This window comes from Bacillus sp. FSL K6-6540, from assembly GCF_038007545.1.
Window position 1 is genome coordinate 1,644,388 of sequence record NZ_JBBOXH010000001.1, and the last position, 19,959, is coordinate 1,664,346.

Genomic DNA, 19,959 nt, shown 5'->3' on the forward strand with positions numbered 1-19,959 from the left:
GCCTTGATTTATTCACTGATGCGTCAGTCATATTGGAGTATAACTAAAGTATGCTATGCGAACCTCGATGCTCAATAAAAACAAATAGCAATATCATCTCATTTGGCTTCCGAATACTCGGAAGCGTCCATGGGAGGGAGCTTTCCCCGTTTCAAATCACGGATCGATAATCCAAAATCGATTTGCAGATGCGGATAATCCGGAAAGTTGGCCCAATCTCCGCCCCACTGGAAGCCTAAATCTTTTGCAATCTCCACGACTTCCATCCAGTCGGCCTTGCCGTTTCCGTTCCCGTCGTATTCCATATCCCAGATGACGCTGCCATCCTTCAGCCTCAGCGCAAAATCAATGGCGAGCCCGTAGTTGTGAAGAGATTCCCCGGCCTTGGCGTTCGTCACGATGTTGCCCTCGGTGCTGCGGCCCTGATTGTAGATGCGGGTCTGCTCTTCGTGGCTCCGGTAACCGTCCGTTATGACAATCGTGATCCCTTTTTTCTTGGTGAGACGGACAAGCTCATTCTTTTGCTGCAGTACATAAGGGTGGAGCTGGGTGATTTCAGGGGATTCTTTGCGATTAAAATCAAAATCGAGATCGTTGATAAATCCCGGTATGGCGGTTTGCAGCTGCATGTAGAATATGGCGAGCAATAAGGCAACAACAAGGAAAAGCGTCGTTTTTTTGCGTTTGATCATGCGGACTCTTTAATCTACCTACTTTCATATGATGGCTTACTCTATTATATCGGCATCCCGCCCCGCATTCCAGCAGCCGTCAATCACGCCCAGATACCGGAATGAATAGCAATCCATGGTTTATCGCATCCTAGTTCATAAAAAGGACTTGGTCCGGAAATGGGGAATAACGAATGAGCAATATTCAAAACATGTCGATGAGACTCAATCAGCTATCCAGCCAATTGGCTGCTGCAGGGCAGAACGGCCGCATGGACGAAGCCCTGATGATCGTGAACGAGCTCGGCGGGATCCACGCCGAGCTTCAGAATGCGCAGGCTGCGGTCACGCCTGAAACTTCTTCCGCCGTGCGCCAGGAGCTGGTGAACTGCAGGATGGTGCTGCATGGGATGATGGGGGCGGCGCAGGATATCCGAACCGCTGCGGCGGAGCAGTACCGACAGGTGCTGGGCGAGAATAAAACGATGTTCGAGCAGCTGGACGAGGCCGCGCAGCAGAGCGAGTATGCGCAAGCCTATCAGTATCGCCAGCTGTTCAAACAGATGGATCAAGTCAGCCAGCAGCTGCATCGGCTGGATGGCTCGATGCTGGACGCAGGGTACCAAATGGAACGGGCGCAAACGGCCGGCGGCGGCCTGAACGGGGCAGTGGCTATCGAGGAACTGACTTCAAGCACGGACGACAGCGGAACGATGATGTAAGCATGTTTGAAGAGGATGCGTGGGACAGAATTTTTCTTAATGCAACGAAATCATGATGGAAGCTGCAGTATCCGATCCATAAGGATGCTGACAGCTTCTTTTTTGTTATTGAAAGAAAACTCTTTTTTATTATATAATTAAGGAGAAAATATTCTTTTTTGTCCAGATAGAGAGAAATGAGGGATGTGGAATGGCAAGAGTAGGCCCAAGACTGAATCAATCCAATACGCTGCTGATGATATCAAGCATTTATTCTTCCCTGACCAAGACGGAGAAAAAAGTGGCTGATTACGTAAAAGGTTTCCCCGAGGAAACGGTCCTTGCCACCGTTACGGATCTGTCCGAGAAAGCAGGGGTCGGAGAGACCTCCGTCATTCGATTCTGCCGCAAGCTGGGGTTCCGGGGATTTCATGAGTTCAAGCTATCCGTTGCACAGGACTTGGTGGATCGTCCCCCATCCGTAGTCGATACCTCTATCGATGAGCAGGACGACCTGATGACGGTGGCTCGCAAGCTGACGATGCAGCATGAAATTTTACTGAAGAATACGCTGGATCTGGTGAATGCCGACAATCTGAGGATGGCGGTTGATAAACTGCTGGCCGCAAACAAAGTGTATGTCTATGGCGTAGGCTCTTCAGGCATAACCGCCCTGGATTTGCATTATCAGCTGATGAGGCTGGGACTCAATGTGGAAGCGCACCGGGATTCGCATATTATTGCCATGTCCGCTTCATTGGTCAAGAAGGGCGATCTCGTATTCGCCATATCCACTTCCGGAAGCACGCGCGACCTGGTGGATGCGGTGAAGGAAGCGAAGAAGAATGGAGCGGACGTCATCTGCTTGACCGGGCACCTGCGCTCCCCGATTGCCACATACGCAGATACGGTGCTGCTCGTGTCTTCCCGGGAAATGCCGACCGAGGGCGGGGCACTGGCGACAAAATTCATGCAGACGTATATGCTGAACATTCTTACAACGCTCTTAACGATGAAAAAAGAGGATGCCTCGGAATCGTTGAAAAAAACCGCAAGTTCCGTTGCGGATAAGCTGTACTAGTGAATCGATTCCTTGAATCGATTCACATTATTCATTATCGGCGAAAGCGGGGTGATCTTTCGTTCGTTTTTTAAGGATCACAGAAGGGAGTGTTACCTTGTTATGGGTTACGCCATCGGCGTTGATATTGGGGGGACGAAAGTCCAATTTGCGGTCATCGATCGAGGGGGGGAGATCATAAACCGGCATCGGGTGCCAACCGAGGCCCATAAAGGTCCAGAGCAGCTTATGCACAAAGTGCTGCTTGGCATCGACATGATGATGAAATCGGCCGGCGCTGAGGGAGAGGTGCAAGGGATCGGCATCGGCAGCGCAGGCCAGATCGATTTTCGGGAAGGGACCGTTCTATACGCGGGAGATACGCTTCCCGACTGGACGGGGACGGCAATTAAACGGCTGGTAACACAGCGTTATAACACTCGTGTGTATGTGGACAATGATGTCAATGTCATTGCGATGGCGGAGAAGATGTACGGGGTTGGCAAACACTGCGATAATTTTGTGTGCTTGGCTCTTGGCACCGGCATCGGCGGTGCCGTCATGGAATCAGGACGCCTTCTGCGAGGCGTCTTTGGCGGGGCGGCGGAGCTCGGCCATGTTAGTGTTGACATTAACGGCCCTCGCTGCAGCTGCGGAAATAACGGATGCATCGAGCTGTATGCCTCCGGAAGCGGGATTGCCAGAATAGGTCTTGAAATGCAAAGGGATGAAAGCGCTTCATATGCATGGAGGCCTAATTCCCGGGATATTATTCGGGCTTGGCATCAGGATGATCCATCCGCCACGGCGGTCATGCGGGTGGTCATCCGGGCGCTGGGAGCTGCTGTTGCCGGGTATATTCATGCCTTTAATCCGGAGGTCGTTGTGATCGGAGGCGGAGTTGCGGAGTCCGGTCCCCGTTTTTTGCAGGAGCTCGATCAGGAAATCGATGCTCGAACGTCTTCGTATATGAGAAGCTGCTGCCGGATTATGGCTGCGAGTTTTGGCAATGACGCCGGCGTTATAGGAGCGGCGGCCCAAGTATGGTTTTACGGTGAGATGGAATGTATGCAATACGTCATATAGGTGGATCATTTCTCCAAAATAATTAAAATAACTAAAAAATATTTTTAATGTTGATCTAGGCGTGTTTATCATGAAATATCCTAGATGCAGCAAGGATTATGATTATAATCCTTGCTTTTTTTATGTCCGGACAAAAACAAAAATCAGAAAATTAAGGATTGACGAAAGAGTAATTATCCATTAATTTCTGTTTAGAAGGAATTTTTCTTCAGATATGAAATTATAAAACCATGAAATGTTGGAGGGTGAGTCATTTGAAGAAGCACTATAGAAAGAAGTCGTTTCACGTTTTGCTTATGCTGCTCTTAGCCTTCTCCACCGTATTAAGCGCATGCTCCGGAGCGGGCGGCACTGGCGGCAAGGCCGGCCAGGACGGCAAGGTTGAAATTCAATTATGGAGTTCTGCCACAGCAGAAAACGCGAAGCCGATTGAGGATGCTGTAGCGAAATTCAATGAAAGCCAGGACGACATCGTAGTCAAGACACTCAGCAACCAGGATCATCAGAAACAACTAACCGCGATTTCGGGGGGCAGCGCTCCGGATCTCATCGTAACGCAGTGGAATAACATCGGACCTTGGTCTGCTGCCGGTGCGGTGCAGTCGCTGGAGGAATTCATCAAACGGGACGGATTCGACACCAGCCAGATCATTCCTGCGGCGCTGGATCGCATGAAGGTCAACAATGATGTCTTCGGGTTCCCGATTTCCATGAGCATGGCCAATAAATTGTTTTACAACAAAAAGGCGTTCGAGGAAGCAGGACTCACGGCTCCGCCGGAGACGCTCGAAGATCTGTTCGAATATTCGAAGAAGCTGACCAAGAAGGACGATAAAGGAAATATAACGCAGATGGGCTTTATACCGGATTACCCTTGGATCGATAACGTGTTTTGGCCGATCATCTTCAACGGCTCATGGGACGACGGCAACGGGAAGCTGACCGCGAACCAGGAAGCGAATGTAAAGGCCATTGATTATCAAGTGAATTATTATAAGGAATTCGGGCAGGAGAGCATCGATAAATTCAAATCGGGCATGGGCGGTCTCGAAACTCCGCAGGATCCGATCCTGACCGGCAAGCTGGCCATGATTATCGGCTGGGAGAACTGGTATGTCGAGCATCGCGGCGAAGGCAAGGAAGTCGGCGTAGCGCCATTCCCTTACCCAGCAGCCAACCCTGATCTTAAAGGCTCCGGCATGGTTAGTCCAATCGCCATGTTCATTCCATCCAAGGCGAAGCATCAGGAAGAGGCGTGGAAGGTGATGCAGTACCTGCTCGGTGAGGACGTTCAGATTGAATACAGCATCCAGAGCGGCTCCATCCCCGTTCTAATGAAAGCGCTTGATAATCCGAAGCTGACGGAGAACCAAGAGGTGAAGGAACTTTGGGACTATTATGAAAGTGCGAAAAATCCTAATTTGAAGGGCTTCCCAAACAGCATTTACATTAACGAATACTTGCAGACCTTGAATGAAGAAACGGAGAAGGCGCTCAAAGGACAGATAAGCGCTCAGGAAGCGATGGATAATGTCGTGAGCAAAATGCAGCCGATCGCGGACAAAAAATAATCTTGATGATGCAGGAGCGGCGAGTACGATAGGCAGGCTGGCCGCTCCCTGCAGGTTGTTGTTTTTTACTTGGAGGTGAAAAGGTCACATGGAACGTTTGGAACCCCGGAGCGGAATGAAGAGCAGGGAAAGAAAACGGCTGATCATCGGACTTTTGTTTTTGAGTCCATGGATATTCGGCTTCCTGATCTTCCAGCTCTATCCGATTATCACGTCATTGTATTACAGCTTCACGGAGTATAACCTGTTTACCTCGCCCCAATGGGTCGGCCTGGACAATTATGTGGAGATGACCCAAGACGGCAAAATGTTCTCATCCCTGTACAACACCGCATTCATGGCTTTGTTCGGATTCTTCCCCCAACTTGCGTACGCGCTGGGCATTGCCCTGCTGCTAAACCAGAGCGTCAAGGGACTGTCCCTGTACCGGACGATTTATTTCCTGCCAACGCTGGTCCCGGCCGTAGCGGGATCCTTGCTGTGGATTTGGCTGTTGAACGCGCAATATGGTTTGGTGAACCAGATGCTGGGCGCGATCGGCCTGCCGGAACCGAATTGGCTGATGGACGAGAACTGGACCAAACCGTCGCTGATTATGATGGGTTTCTGGGGGACCGGGACGATCACCATCATGTATTTGGCGGCGCTGCAGGAAGTGCCCAAAATGTATTATGAGGCCGCTTCCATTGACGGTGCGAACAAGTGGCATAAGTTCTGGCATATCACGTTGCCGGCCATCTCGCCCATGACCTTCTTCCAGCTCATTATGGGGCTGATCGGCTCCTTTCAATATTTTTCCCAAGGCTACGTGTTTGCGGAATCAAGCAATCAGGCCATTGGCGGGCCGGGGAACTCGATTTTGTTCTATGCGATTTATTTGTTCCAGAACGCCTTCATGTTCCTGAAGATGGGATACGCCTCGGCGATGGCTTGGATTTTGTTTATCATCGTGCTGCTGCTGACCCTGTTAATCTTCAAAACATCCAGCAAGTGGGTCTTCTATGGAGGTGAAAAATAATGAACGAAGCATTTATCGGCCGAAAGATCATTCCTCATATGCTGTTAATCCTCGTGGGCCTGCTGTTTCTGGCGCCCTTCGCCTGGCTGCTGCTGACCACCTTTAAGACCGAGGAGGAAATCTTCGTCATTCCCATCCAATGGATTCCGACGGAATGGATATGGGATAACTACGTAAACGCGGTCAACATGATTCCGTTCATCAAATACACTTGGAACACCGTCGTGATTGCCTTGATGAGCGTTGCAGGCGTCGTGATTTTATCGCCGCTGGTCGCGTACGGCTTTTCGAGAATTCAATTTAAAGGCCGAAACATACTGTTTATCCTGATGCTCAGCACGCTGATGCTCCCCATGCAGGTAACGATGATTCCGCTGTATGTCGTATTCAACAAGGTCAACCTGCTGAATTCCAACTGGCCGCTGGTACTGTCGGCGTGGTTCGGGACGGGAATGGCGTACAATGTGTTCCTGATCCGGCAGTTTTTTAACGGAATTCCGATGGAGCTCACCGAATCAGCCAAAATCGACGGCGCGTCGGAGTTTCGCATCTACGCCCAAATCGTGCTGCCGCTTGCCAAACCGGCCCTTCTGACAATCGGCCTGTTTACGTTTCTGGGCGCATGGGGCGATTTCCAGGGAGCGTTGATTTACTTGAACGATCAGGAAACATGGACCCTGTCCATCGGCCTGAAGCAATTTATTCGGGAGAATGGGGTGGCGTGGGGGCCTTTAATGGCAGCCGCTACGCTGTTTACGATTCCCATCATCGTTCTATACTTCTTCGTCCAGAAGAAGTTTATCGAAGGCATCACGATTACGGGGTTGAAGTAAACAAAGGATGACGCAAATTTATACTAAACCAGATGTAGGAGCTAAATATGAGGCGGATGATTACAGATAGAGGATTAGTGGTGTCTTGTCAGGCGTATGAGGGAGAGCCGCTGTTTGGACCGCAGCATATGGTTGAAATGGCGAAAGCGGCCGTGCTGGGAGGAGCCATCGGGATCCGGGCCAATGGAACGGCTGATATAGCAGCGATTAAAGCGGCGGTGAGCGTGCCGGTCATCGGGCTGCTGAAACGGCAGATCGAAGGTTATCCCGTTTACATTACGCCAACCCTTGAGGATGCTTTAGCCGTCCATGAGGCCGGCGCCGATATTGTAGCAATGGACGGGACGCTGAGGCCGAGACCGGATGGGAACAAACTGAAAGAGATAGTCGATGAGCTGATTCGTCGGGGAATCCATGTGATGGCGGATGTTTCCACCTTGGAGGAAGGACTGTATGCGGCCGATTTGGGCGTTCATTATATTTCCACAACGCTGTCCGGGTATACAGCCTATAGTCCGGAAACGACAAAGCCCGATATCGGGCTGGTCGCAAGGCTGGTTCAGGAAACGCGGCTGCCGGTTATAGCCGAAGGCAGGTTTGCCAGCGCGGACGACATGATTCAGGCTCTGAATGCCGGCGCCCGGTTTGTCGTGGTAGGCAGCGCCATTACGCGTCCCCAGGATATAACCGAACGATATCGGAAATCGATTGAAGCGCAGGTGGATCTGAACGAAGGAAAGGGCAGGGGGGTTTGAATATAGGATTGGAGGCATGAAGGCAGACCATGACTGGAAGGGGGTGAGATGACGAAACCATGGCAATGGAGCGAGTTACGGCGTCGGCCCACGATTGCTGGAGTTCGTAAAGCTGAAGTCCGGTGAAAACCGGCGAAGATCAGGAAGCATGATAAGAGGAGGTTAATTTATATGCGTTCTATGAAACAACGGGTATCGTTAGCCATGATTGTGGCCATGATGTTCTCGATCATTCCTTTCGCTTATGCTGATGAGGCTCAATCGGAGGTGCGAAACCTGGCAAGAAATGCAACCTACTCGTGGTCGGAGGCCCCGGAAGCCAATTATCCCGACCCTGGCCATAAACTGAACGACGGAATACATGGAACGCGGAATGTACTGGATCCCGCATGGGTCGGTCATATACGCAAGAAGACGCGTGAGGTCGTATTTGATCTTGGCGAGGCCAAATCCATCTCGGGCATCAACGCGCGTTTTCTGCAGGATTGGCCTGGCTCGGCGATTCTGTTTCCGCTAACGGTTTCGATGTATGTCTCGGACGATAATGTTCATTGGGCGAACTTGACGAATAAAGCGACCCAGACGTTATGGGTGGACGGTCCGCCCGTAGACGAAACGTACGCTTGGGATAGCCAGACCGATGGCGTGCCGGGCTTCGAAGATGGGGAGTTCGCTTACGCGCGTTATGTGAAGGTAAGCTTCACCATGCATACAAGGGCCTGGACCTTCATCGACGAAATCGAGATCATGGGGACTGATGGCAAAGCCGCTGGGGCGGTGCAGCTTCCGCCGCAAGAATTTAAATATTTACAGCCGGGAGAGGCTACGGCCGGCATTCATGATTTGTCCCTTCTATACAATGGTCATTATGCCAATGGGGATGGAGACTGGAGCAAAGAGGAGATCATTCCTCAGATCAGCTACGTGGACCAGAACGGGGAGCCGGTGGATTGGTTTTTTGACGGCGTGCTTACGCTTGGGTTGATATCCCCGGATGGTCGCGACTTTGGCGGCGGCGCGAACCTGCAGGACTGGAAGTGGTACCTCGACAAGACTTTTGATGCGGACGGCGAGATGCACCAGCTCAATGAAGCCACCAAGGAGGTGGGAGCCAAGCTGGGGCAGCCTGACCATAAAACCAAGGTCGTCGTGATGATCCCGGATACGGGCGAGTATCTGACCGACTTCGGTGACGTGGACGGAGATGGAATCTCCGAAAATTTTAACGCCGGGGCCGTTGGTGAGGAGTCGGCCATGGCGAACAGGCAAAAGGCGATCCGCTGGTGGATGGACGAAGTGCTGCAGCGGTGGGAGGCTAACCATTATTCCAATCTGGAGCTTGTCGGTTTATACTGGCTGTCCGAACAGGTAAGCACGAGCGCTTCCGGTCCGGATATGCTGAAATACGTAAACGGCCAAATTCACGTCGAAGGCTTAAAGTCCTTCTGGATTCCTCATTTCTTGGCCTATAAGAGTTATATGTGGGAAGAGGTCGGATTCGACGCGGTCGCGTTCCAGCCGAACTATTTCTTTGAAGACATGAGCAGCGAGCGCCTGGACGATGCCGCATACACGGCCAAACGATTCGGGATGGGCGTCGAGATCGAGTTTGACGGACGGATGCTGACCGACGAAGTATTCCGCAACCGGTATAAGGAGTACCTGGATGGCGGCGTGAAGTATGGTTATATGAACGATACCTTCAAAGCGTATTACAAAGGCTCCGGGCCTGTGTTAAGAGATGCAGCGGCAAGCCAGGATCCGGATATCCGGATTATGTATGACTGGTTGTATCAGTTTGTTACAGGAACGTACCAGCTGGAGAATACAAGCTCCCTGCACCTGAAACGTCTGGTCGATCAGTTGGAGCAAGGAGGCGGGTTTGCGAACCATGGGGCTGCCCGCTCGCTTACGGCGCACCTGGATTCGGTCATCCGCTTCGAAGAGAAGGGGAACAAGCAGCAGGCGGCCCACCACATGGACGGCTTTATGAAATTGCTTGAGAGCCATAAGGAGAGCGGGGCGGTATCCGGCAAAGCCTATCCCATGCTGAAGGCAAACGGCGAATATTTGGCGAAGCGTTTGCAGTAGCATACAGACGGAAAAGAGTTCGCTCAACAGCTATTTGCGTTTGGCGAAGCGACTAACGGCTGTGGAAGAGAAAGAGTTGCATAAGAAGGGTGAGCCAAAGGAGAGACCTTGGCTCACCCTTCTTTTTCCTTATGCGGAGAGGATAAATCCCGTACCGGGCATGCAAGGACGACTGCTCATTCCTGCTGCAATAAGCTGGATCGCAGCTGTTCCAGGTAAGTCTCGACAGCCGTCCGATTCATTCGGTAGTAGATGCGGTTTGCCCGCTTTTCCATCATGACAAACCCCTGGTGTATAAGTGCGTTCATATGATGCGAGATGGTAGCCGTGGTTAGATTCAGCCGGTCGGCCAGTTCCGAACCGTATGCCGGCTCACGGTAAATCGACTTCAGAATTGCAAATTTGCTGGCATCGCTCAGCATTTTCAACGTTTTGCATATCTTCTCGTCGGAGATGACCCGGCTAACCGCTTCTTGAAGAGCTTCAAAGAGAATGCCGATATAAAGCGTTTCTATTGAATTCTCGTTTTGTTGTGGATGGAGCGTGACCATATTGAAACCCATGATTTGCGGAACGATTCGGATTTCCTTATCATCCATGAGGTGGATTTGGAATCGGTTATTGATGTACTCCAGCGGTTCGGTTTGAACCACCTGATGGTATCTTTCCGCAAAGCGCTCCAGCAGAGGTTCTAGCAAGGGCAATTGTTCCTCGTACAGGGTCACGGCCTGTTCAAGGATGCTCTGCAATTCCTGCATGTACATATCAAAGTTCTGATATAAGAGATGTAGTGTCCATTTCTCCTGAACGTCCAGTTCGAGTCCGTCAATCATGTTGGTCAGATCGGCATCGGTATGAGTCGATGGGCATACGTGGCTTTCGGCATCCCCCATAAATAATCGGAAGAGAGACTCCGCGTATTTGCGCCGCCGTTCATCCTGCATGACAGGGGATAGCCGAAGAATATTCGCATTCGTACCCGCTGAGCGGAGATATTCATCCAATAGCAGCTTGGCGCAGCACCACCCCGCTTGTCCCCGGCTTTCGAAGAAAAAAGCCATGCGATCAGGCGCTGCTTCCAGTTGGCCGTAAACCAGCTCACCTATCTCGATGATGGGGTCGAAGGTTCGCAATAGGTCCGGCGAGTCCAGATTATATTTCATCGTGAGTTCATTCTTCACGGACCGGGTGTCTTCATGATTCGTATACCGATAGAGCAATTCGATGCATTCACGGAGAATATCCGGCCTTGCCAATACCGTTATGTTCATGGGATTACTCCTTTACAGCTGGCGTAATGTGTTTATGAAGAGCATACCAACAAACAATATAATTGTAAAAATACCAGTAGCGACAAATAGCTGTTCAAGGGTTATAAACGTCATCGCGGTGGCGACGATCAGCGAACCGAGCGGAATGGTTGAGCTTGCGATCGCGTTAAAAATAGCACCGGCGCGAGACAAGTAGGATTCCTCAATGTGTTCCATGAAGGATACCCCGATCACTGTTTCCACGAAGGAAGCAAAAAAACCGAATATCAGCATGGTAGAAGCCAACATGACATAGGTCAGCATGACTTGTCCGGAATAGTGCGATATCCAGAACCATACCAGATAACAGATTCCAATGAACGTCCCGCCAGTGATGAACAGAATGCGTGCAGAGAAATGTTTTCTTAAGTAAGGGAACAAGAAGGCACCGATGCCAAGACCGATCGTTGAGGAAATGCCAGCAACGGACAACCCCTTGGCGGACAGTCCTAACACTCCCGTCGTGTATGGAGCCATCATGGAGTTAATGGGAATCAGAAAGATGCCCATGATGCCGCCTAATATGCAGACGGCGAATACGACTTTTGCCTTTTTTAGATAGATGAATCCCTCGGCCAGCGCATGGAGATAGCCTTTCAAATCCAGCCGAATCGGGCTCCGCTGCCATGTTTCCTTGCTGTTGATGCCCAGAATGAAGAGGGCGGACAGTAAAAAGGTGACGGCGTCGATCAAAATAGCCACCCCAAGGCCGAATAATCCGATGATGGCTGCGGCAGCGCCAAGACCGGCTAACTCCACGATTTTCTTGATGGTTGAATTTAAGGATATGCCATGGGTATATAAGGCTTTATCAAGCACTTGGGGAATGATGGCTAACCCGGCGGGAATGCGAAGGGATTCCAGTGTGGAATTCATGAACGTAAGCACAAGCAGAATCCAGGGCTGAAGCAGATCAAGCATAAGCAGGACGGCAGTGACGCCTACAATCACTCCTCGTCCGATATCCGCAAGGATCATGATGGTTTTCTTGTGAAGTCTTTCAACGATGGCGCCTGCAAAGGGCTGAAACAGGATGGAAGGGAGTGCATTGATGCCGAAAATAACGGCTACCCATGAGGCGGAACCGGTAAGCTGGTATACCAACAAGGAAAAAGCAATCATGTCGATGGAATCGCCGAACCGGTTCACGGCATTGGCCATCATTAACTTCAGATACTCCTTTTGGGATGACAGATCCCGATAACGAATATCTCGAGCGTTTTCTTGTATCACCATCATCTAACCACCTTTCTAGATAGAAGTAAAACATAATTGTTAGATGATGGTCAATAATAATTTTAGATACTTATCTAATAAAAGAGCCGTTATCGTAAAATAAAAAAATAAACGGAGTCAGCCATGGGCTTGACTCCGTTTATCATTTCATTCCGGGATCTTGTATGTTTTTAAGCCTTCCGCCATTCCCCGACAGCTTTGTTCAGGCGGGACAACGCCTCCTGAACGGTGGCGCGCGTGCAGGCCAGGTTCATGCGCATGAAGCCTTCGCCTTCCTTGCCGAAGGCGGCGCCGCTGTTCAATCCGAGCTTCGCCTCTTGAACGAGGAAGCGGTTTAGCTCTTCGTGGGACATGTCCATGCCGCGGAAATCAATCCACAACAGGTAGGTGGCTTCCGGCATAACCACCTTCAGCTCGGGCAGATGTTCCTGTGCATATTGGGCTACCAGCTCCATGTTCCCGCGGATGTAAACCAGAAGCTCATCCAGCCACGGTTCGCCCTCACGGTAAGCAGCCTCGGTGGCGGCCGCACCCATCGGCGTGATGGAGCCGATGGCGTAACGGTTCAATATTTTGCGGAACTTGCTGCGCAGCTGCGCATTCGGGATGATGATGTTCGCCGTGTTCAGGCCGGCGATATTAAACGTCTTGCTAGGAGCGGTACAGATGATGGAACGCTCAGCGGCATCCTCGGACAGCGCGGCGAACGGCGTATGCGCGCCGGGTTCAAACACCAGATCCGCATGGATTTCATCCGATACGACAAGCACGTCGTATTGCTGGCAGAGGGAAGCCAGACGATCCAGCTCCGCTCGGCTCCACACCCGGCCCACCGGGTTGTGCGGACTGCACAGAATGATCATTTTGACATGGCCGGTAGAAAAGCTCTTCTCCAGGTCCTCGAAATCCATCGTGTAATCCCCCTCTTCGCTAAGAAGAAGCGGATTATGCACCAGCTCACGGCCATGGTCCTGAACGACGCTGTAGAACGGCGGATAGACCGGCGTCTGGATGACGACTTGATCGCCCGGCTCGGTGAACGCATCCACGATAAGGCTGAGAGCCGGGACGACGCCCGGACAGAACTGAATCCACTCCTGCTGAATGCTCCAGCTGTGGCGTTTCTTCATCCAATCGCTAATCGCTTCGCGGTAAGAGTCGGACGGGAACGTATAGCCGAACACGCCATGCTCCACCCGTTTATGAAGCGCCTCTACAACGGCGGATGGTGCGGCAAAATCCATGTCGGCCACCCACATCGGAAGCGCGTCCGGCACGCCGAAGACGGTGGGGACATTGTCCCATTTCTGACAGTTGGTGCAGGTGCGGTCAATCGCAAGATCAAAATTCATATGTAATTCCTCCTAGCTGAGTAGAGTTGGTCTTTAGGCTATGAATTTGGCCAGCGTGATCAGGCCGGTAATCGTAATTACGTTTAGTATGGTCGATATAAGGACAGTTTGTGCAGCAAAATCAGGCTCATTCTGATATTCTTCCGCCAGGATGGACGAATTGACGCCGACGGGCATGCCGGAAGCGATGATGAGCGCTTGAGCCGGAACGCCTTTTAGCCCGAGCAGCAGCACGATCAGAATGCCGATAGCCGGCGCGACCAAAAGACGCAGCAGGACGCTGAGGTAAACATCGAGCCGGCGCAGGCGCAGCGGATATTTAATAATCTGTGCCCCGAGCGTCAGCAGGGCGATCGCCACCATGGACTGGTCCGCATAGGTCAGCGGCTGCGAGATAAAGACCGGAAGCGGCAAGGCCAGGGCATGCAGCACAATGCCGATGACGAGGGCATAGGGGACGGGCATTTTCAGAAATCCGATAATGGCCTGTTTGTATAATCCCTCCGTCTTGGCTCCCTGAATGGAAATAACTCCGTACGTAAACGTAAGGAGGCTTTGAAAAGACATGATCAGCGCTTGCACCGAGCCGGCCATCGGATCTCCCTTGAAGGCCAGATCATTGATCGGAAGGCCGTAGTTTCCCGAATTATCCAGCAGGAGGCTGTTGGTAAATGCGGCTCTCATCCCCCGGTTGAACTTGCGCTGTCTGGCAACCAGCATGCTGATCAAGTAGAGGACGCCGATATAAAGCGCATAAAATAACGCCACCATGCCCAGAAGCTGCGGTGACATCTTGGATTCGTACATACTCATAAATACGGCTGCAGGCGTAATGTAGTAAAAGTTGATTTTGGCGAGTGTGTACAAATCGAGCTTAAAGGCATATTGCATAATAATGCCAAAGCCTATCAGGACAAAGATGGGAAGTACCACTTCAAGTAAAATGTCGGCGATCATGCTGTTGTCATCTTCTTTCCATGAGTATAGCTTGGTAGTGGTCTGGCTGTGCGTATGACGCCATGTCATTATATCATGACAACGGATGGTTGACACTTGATTCCGCATGGAAAAAAGAACAAAGCACACGCATCTTGCCGGCCTTTAAGCGAAACGTTCTTGACTTCATCGGAACTTTGGGGGAAGGGTTGCGCAGGATTCGCTGGCGCAGACCACCGCGTTACACGCCGGCTGCACGCAAAAAGGGTGTTCCTTGGCCCCTGACCAGAGAACACCCTTGAATTGGTTATTGCAATGGGCGCGTCTGTCGGCGCGTCCTTATTGCGGGTTGGTAGTCCAAATCCCGGCGGATTTGACGAATACGCGCTGCGGCAGCTTGAGCGCCGCCAGCACTAGCTCGGCTACGTCTTCCGGCTGCATCATCCGGTCCTCGTCGCCGATCTTCAAGCCGGCATTGACGGCGAGATCCGTGTTCACGGTGCTCGGGGTCAGCGCCGTCACGCGGATGTTGTGCTTGCGGACCTCCTGCAGCACGGCTTCGGTCAGTCCCATCACGGCAAATTTCGAAGCGTTATAGGCTGAGCCCGTGGCGAATCCGCGTTCTCCGGCCGTAGAAGAGATGTTGACGATGTCTCCTTGGTTGTGCTCGATCATGCCGGGCAGCGCTGCGCGCGTCATATAGTAAGTCCCCATCAGATTCACGTCGACGATACGCTTCCAGGCTTCCGGTTCCATTTCCAGCAGGTTGCCGAACTGGGCGATGCCCGCGTTGTTGATCAGAATGTCCACCGAGCCCAGCTCCATGTTTACCGCCGCGAAAGCAGCCTCTGCCTCGCTCTGCACGGAAACGTCGGCCACCGCCGCGACGGCTCTGACACCATATTGCTCGGCAACCAGGGCGCTCAGCGGCTCCAGGTCTGCTGCCGTACGGGCGACGAGACCAACGTGCACGCCTTCCTTGGCAAGTGCGATGGCCAGGGCGCGTCCAATTCCTTTGCCTGCACCCGTGATGAGGGCTGTTTTATTTTTCAGGCTCATGTACATTCACTCCTTCACATTGATAAAAAAATATGGTTTCGTTGACCAGTATACCCTGTACCATCCGCAACTACCAAATGCCCGCGATCCACCCTAAACAATTTGTTATAATCGTAGCAGCGAAACCAAGATAACCTTTGTTCATTTTTAACAGGAAGTGGAGGAACAACCTATGCTGCAAGCGCTGAATATCATAACCGCGTTTCGTCAGGGGGATGAATCGGCTGCGGGAACGCATCCATGGCTAATGAAGCTGATATCGGCCGAGGAACGAATCGTCAATCTGGAACGGATCACGTCCATCGGGCAATTGACCCATGCCAACCCCGTGCTGGATTATGTAGAACGCACATTGAAGATACTGGATTCGCTGCCTGTTTCCTATTGGATCAAAGAGCTGCTGGAAGAAGTCCTGGTGTGGGCGGAAACGGCCAAGGGCGGAACGATGAGGGATCGCCTTCGCTGGCAGCAGTCGGGCATCCAATTGTTCCTGCATAATATCGGGTCCGCGCAGCTGTATGAAAGACATATCCGGCAAGGCAGGGGAACCCTGTCACCGCACGAAGAGATGGTACATACTCTCATACATACCCATGGACTGCTCGGGCAACACATCCGGGGGGAAGTCGCCTTCGAGGAAAACCTGCCGCTGATTAAGCTTACGGAGGAAGGACGGCTGACCGAAGATGAGCTGATCCGGCTGCTGATCCCTTTGAATCACTGCATCATTGCTGCCGTATCGGAGGAGCTATGGCATTCCGTTGAGGAGGAAATCAAACAACTGATTCGCAAGCTTGCCCAAGGGAGCGTCCCGGATCGGTGGACTTACGAGGAAAGGCTGCGCCGCCTTCGGACCGCTTCCATTGCCCGGGGAGAAGATTTCGACAGGCAGTTTCAGGAGATTCGGAGGCAGACGGATCTGCCTGCTGCCCTGCATGGGTTTCAGGACATGACGCTTTGGTATGTGGAAGCGGCCCTGCAGGATTTCTCGTTGGAAGAGTTCGTGAAGGTATTGCTGCTGGCTCTCCATCCGGAGAAACAGAGCCCGGAGGATCAATGGTCTTCGGATTCGGTGAGCCACCTGAGCTTTGAGCCGCTGATGAACGATATGTATTACGATTACAAGGGCGTCAAGAAGCTGAACGTGTACAAGAAAAGAATGATCGAGCAATATTTGCGCCAGATGGATTGGGAGGCCTGCCTTCAAGGTCAGGCGAGTGCCAACCCGCATCTGCGCCACCGCATCGAACGAAAGCCGGAGCTGCCGGATACGGTATTCTTTACCTTCGAATTCTCGCAGGCCGCGGAGAAATTAATCGATTTTTGCATCGAGGCGGAGAAATCCCCGCTTTACGAGAAGGCGGTGCTGCTGTTGTTTGATCTGTTTGGCCTGAGGCGGGATGCTTATGACCGGTTTCATAACGAAGAGAGTTATTTAAACGATATGAACAGCACGGGAGATTACAAGAAAGTGATTCTGGATTATATCACGGGAACGGCGGTACTGGATATCGGTCCCGGTGGAGGCGTGCTGCTTGACCTGATCGAGGAACGGCTGCCGCACGCGCGCCCCGTCGGGATCGATATCTCCTCGAACGTGATTGAAGCGCTGGAGAAACGCAAACGTTTGGAGCACAAAACATGGGAGGTCCTGAAGGGGGACGCGCTGAATCTCAGGGACTATGTGAACCCCGGAAGCGTCGATACTGTCATCTTTTCCTCGATACTGCATGAGTTGTATTCGTACATTGAAACAGACGGTGCGCGCTTCAATACGGCAACCGTGGAGGCAGCCTTGCTCAGTGCTTATGAGGTGCTCGCACCCGGGGGCCGCATTATTATCCGTGACGGAATCATGACCGAGCCCGAGGATACCTGGAGAAGGATTCGTTTCCTTGAGGACGATGGCATGGAATGGCTGAACCGGTATGCCTCGGATTTCAAAGGCCGGGTCATATCCTACGAGCAGCTGGCAGACGCGGAGGTGCGCATGCCTGTCAACGATGCGATGGAGTTTCTGTATACCTATACTTGGGGCCCCGAAGCGTATGTTCATGAAGTGCAGGAGCAGTTCGGATATTTCACGCCTACGCAGTATGCGGAGTGCATCCGCCGAACGCTGGGCTCCGAAGCGCTGATCCGCGTGCAGCAGCATTATCTTCAGGAAGGATATGCCGAGGCATTGGCTGACCGCATCGAATTCATGGATGAGGATGGGAAGGCGGTAACTTTGCCGGACAGCACCTGCCTTTACGTGATCGAGAAGCCGGCCCGTCCGTAAAGGCCATACCCTGCTGTAATCTATAAAAAAAGAGGACCGGAACGCAGCTATATTTCAAGCGTGCTTCGGTCCTCTTTCGCATGTTGTTTGGTAAGCCGTCCGGATTCTGTGCTCATTCACAAGCGAGGAAGGAAAATGGTTCGCTGACAGCGCTTGAGCCGCAGCGCTTATCCCAAAAAAGCTATTCCTGCTTTTCGGGATCCGGATAATCCTTCCCGAGCGTATCGACCGTCACTTTCTTCATGACGGGCACTTCAAGCGGCTTGTCCATCTGATCCCGCTCCAAGCCCACGATTTCCTCAGCCGTTTCCATGCCTTCGATGACCTTACCGAAGGAGGCGTACTGGGCATCCAGCGAAGGCGCATCCGCGACCATAATGAAGAATTGCGAACCGGCGGAGTTTGGATCCGGCGCGCGCGCCATGGATAATACGCCTGTCGTATGCTTCAGGTCATTCTGAAACCCGTTGGACGTAAATTCTCCGGCGATCGCGTAGCCGGGTCCCCCCGTGCCCTTTCCGTCAGGATCGCCTCCTTGAATCATGAAGCCGGGGATGACGCGGTGAAAGCCTGTGCCATCGTAAAACCCTTGTTCCACCAGGGAGATGAAATTGTTCACCGTATTCGGCGCAACCTCCGGGTAAAGCTCAAGCTTTATCGTTTTGCCGTTCTCCATTTCAATCGTGACGATGGGGTGGCTGGCGTTCGGGTCGGGCACGTTCTGCTTGACCTCGGTTTCCTTCGGCGGTTCCGCTTCGGGCGCCGCAGCACCGTTCGTCGAACCTGTTCCGCCGCCTGCGCCGCTTTCGGTTTCCTTGTCATTCTGGCCGCATGCCGTCATCACGAACAACAGCCCAAGAATGACGAGCAGGGCCGTCATCCAGCGTGTTCTGCGTTTCAACATCATTGACTCCTCCTGTGCTTTGCCTTATCAGGTCTTAAGCATGTAATCTGTATCATATTTTATCACAGGTTGGACAAGTACTGAAAATCGAAATAGCGGAGTATACATTAAGGAAACCGTTATCAACGTTATGTCACAGAAGACCGACCGCGTATAGAGGATGTTTTCCTTGCGATTAACGTATCAAGGCCAGCGGCTCAGAATGCAAAAAATAAGCTCCCGAACCTGTACAAGTCCGGAAGCTTCAGGAAATGGGGAGCATTGTACGTCTTTACTTGGCAGGAAATATGCCCTCCACTTTGTTTAAAGGGAGCAGAATCCGCGAACGGTTCTTGTCCTTGGCAAGCAATTCGATGAAATCGGCTCCGATTCTGACAAGCCGGATCCGGTCGAAGGCGCCGCGCGTCGGGAAGGTGGTCCGTACCCCAACCCGCACCGTTTTGCCCGGCGGCTTGACATCGAATACCCGAACCGAGTTGAGACTGGACGGCACAAAAAGCTCGCCCTGCACCTTGATGAAATTTTTCGGGAATACCCGCTGCAGCCGTCCGGGTTCCAACCCGGTGTTCGGCGCGTTGATTTCCACCAGATGTCCGGTCAACGAGGCCAGTCGCTGCTGCAGGGTGATCTTATGTCTGCAGGGTTGGATCGGCAATCCTTTCATATGAGGCATCATCCTTCCAGGGTCGTATGGTGTAGTGTATGTTGGAAGGTATGGCATGGGTGAAAGAAGAGGATCACGATTCCTGCCCGGTGTTGTTTAGGATGACGGAGGATTTCCGCGGTTACTCGTACCACTGCCATCCGGCTTCTCGTGTTTGATGCTGTCGGGTATCGGAATGCTGTCCGGATAGGAATCCTCGACAAACAGGCCGAATTCCTCATCGATGTCGCGTTCGGTCACTAAACGGTGCTTCTCGTCAGGTTGTTTCTTCATCGGCTGTTCCTCCTATGAAATCGAATCTTTGAAATGAACGGCTGGTATAAGAACTGATAGCTTGACCCATACTGTTTTACTATAAAGACGGTTGTATGGGAGGCGTAGGCATGGAAAGAAAGGGCAACATATTAACGGCACTCATATGGGGTACCCTG

18 protein-coding genes are annotated in these 19,959 nt (G+C 52.0%); 9 read left to right on the plus strand and 9 right to left on the minus strand.

Translation table 11 applies throughout. The features are described from left to right. Positions 1-98: 98 nt before the first annotated feature. Positions 99-692, minus strand: a complete 594-nt coding sequence (locus MHH82_RS06995; RefSeq protein WP_015733896.1) for a M15 family metallopeptidase — start codon at positions 690-692, stop codon at positions 99-101. 173 nt (positions 693-865) lie between these two features. Between MHH82_RS06995 and MHH82_RS07000 the strand changes: the two genes are divergently transcribed. From MHH82_RS07000 to MHH82_RS07035, 8 genes are all read left to right on the plus strand, one after another. Continuing rightward, entirely contained in the window at positions 866-1,393 is a 528-nt protein-coding gene (locus MHH82_RS07000; RefSeq protein ID WP_015733897.1) for a hypothetical protein, read from the plus strand. A 190-nt stretch (positions 1,394-1,583) separates the two neighbouring features. Beyond that, a complete protein-coding gene (locus MHH82_RS07005; protein ID WP_015733898.1) occupies positions 1,584-2,453 on the plus strand; it encodes a MurR/RpiR family transcriptional regulator in 870 nt (289 codons plus the stop codon). A 102-nt stretch (positions 2,454-2,555) separates the two neighbouring features. After that, positions 2,556-3,518, plus strand: coding sequence for an ROK family protein (locus MHH82_RS07010; protein WP_015733899.1), 963 nt, complete (start codon positions 2,556-2,558; stop codon positions 3,516-3,518). Positions 3,519-3,772: 254 nt separating this feature from the next. After that, complete coding sequence (locus tag MHH82_RS07015; protein ID WP_036662489.1) at positions 3,773-5,089, plus strand: ABC transporter substrate-binding protein; 1,317 nt, start codon at positions 3,773-3,775, stop codon at positions 5,087-5,089. 88 nt (positions 5,090-5,177) lie between these two features. After that, positions 5,178-6,107, plus strand: coding sequence for a carbohydrate ABC transporter permease (locus MHH82_RS07020; protein ID WP_015733901.1), 930 nt, complete (start codon positions 5,178-5,180; stop codon positions 6,105-6,107). Next, complete coding sequence (locus MHH82_RS07025) at positions 6,107-6,940, plus strand: carbohydrate ABC transporter permease (RefSeq protein WP_340964660.1); 834 nt, start codon at positions 6,107-6,109, stop codon at positions 6,938-6,940. Before MHH82_RS07020 ends, MHH82_RS07025 begins: the two co-directional genes overlap by 1 nt. A 47-nt stretch (positions 6,941-6,987) precedes the next feature. Further along, positions 6,988-7,695, plus strand: a complete 708-nt coding sequence (locus MHH82_RS07030; RefSeq protein WP_251499305.1) for an N-acetylmannosamine-6-phosphate 2-epimerase — start codon at positions 6,988-6,990, stop codon at positions 7,693-7,695. A gap of 171 nt (positions 7,696-7,866) precedes the next feature. Next, complete coding sequence (locus tag MHH82_RS07035) at positions 7,867-9,786, plus strand: DUF4855 domain-containing protein (RefSeq protein ID WP_340964665.1); 1,920 nt, start codon at positions 7,867-7,869, stop codon at positions 9,784-9,786. Between the two features lie 176 nt (positions 9,787-9,962). Here the strand turns inward: MHH82_RS07035 and MHH82_RS07040 are convergent, their stop codons facing one another. From MHH82_RS07040 to MHH82_RS07060, 5 genes are all read right to left on the minus strand, one after another. After that, entirely contained in the window at positions 9,963-11,057 is a 1,095-nt protein-coding gene (locus tag MHH82_RS07040) for an ArsR/SmtB family transcription factor (RefSeq protein ID WP_036662501.1), read from the minus strand. 12 nt (positions 11,058-11,069) lie between these two features. Then, positions 11,070-12,335, minus strand: coding sequence for an MFS transporter (locus MHH82_RS07045; protein ID WP_340964668.1), 1,266 nt, complete (start codon positions 12,333-12,335; stop codon positions 11,070-11,072). 167 nt (positions 12,336-12,502) lie between these two features. Then, positions 12,503-13,684, minus strand: a complete 1,182-nt coding sequence (locus tag MHH82_RS07050; RefSeq protein ID WP_015733907.1) for a MalY/PatB family protein — start codon at positions 13,682-13,684, stop codon at positions 12,503-12,505. 33 nt (positions 13,685-13,717) lie between these two features. Beyond that, the gene (locus tag MHH82_RS07055) at positions 13,718-14,641 is read right to left on the minus strand and encodes an AEC family transporter (protein WP_015733908.1); all 924 of its coding nucleotides are present in this window, start codon (positions 14,639-14,641) and stop codon (positions 13,718-13,720) included. 318 nt (positions 14,642-14,959) lie between these two features. Beyond that, entirely contained in the window at positions 14,960-15,679 is a 720-nt protein-coding gene (locus tag MHH82_RS07060) for a 3-ketoacyl-ACP reductase (protein WP_015733909.1), read from the minus strand. Positions 15,680-15,851: 172 nt separating this feature from the next. On the opposite strand from MHH82_RS07060, the gene MHH82_RS07065 reads away from it, so the two are divergent. Further along, complete coding sequence (locus tag MHH82_RS07065) at positions 15,852-17,960, plus strand: class I SAM-dependent methyltransferase (protein WP_340964675.1); 2,109 nt, start codon at positions 15,852-15,854, stop codon at positions 17,958-17,960. A 181-nt stretch (positions 17,961-18,141) separates the two neighbouring features. Here MHH82_RS07065 and MHH82_RS07070 read toward each other — a convergent pair whose 3' ends face one another. From MHH82_RS07070 to MHH82_RS07080, 3 genes are all read right to left on the minus strand, one after another. After that, a complete protein-coding gene (locus MHH82_RS07070) occupies positions 18,142-18,864 on the minus strand; it encodes a peptidylprolyl isomerase (protein WP_036662507.1) in 723 nt (240 codons plus the stop codon). Between the two features lie 271 nt (positions 18,865-19,135). Next, positions 19,136-19,528 (minus strand): hypothetical protein, encoded by a 393-nt coding sequence (locus MHH82_RS07075; protein WP_340964678.1) that lies wholly within the window; start codon positions 19,526-19,528, stop codon positions 19,136-19,138. 96 nt (positions 19,529-19,624) lie between these two features. Then, entirely contained in the window at positions 19,625-19,801 is a 177-nt protein-coding gene (locus tag MHH82_RS07080) for a hypothetical protein (protein WP_015733913.1), read from the minus strand. Positions 19,802-19,959: the final 158 nt, after the last annotated feature.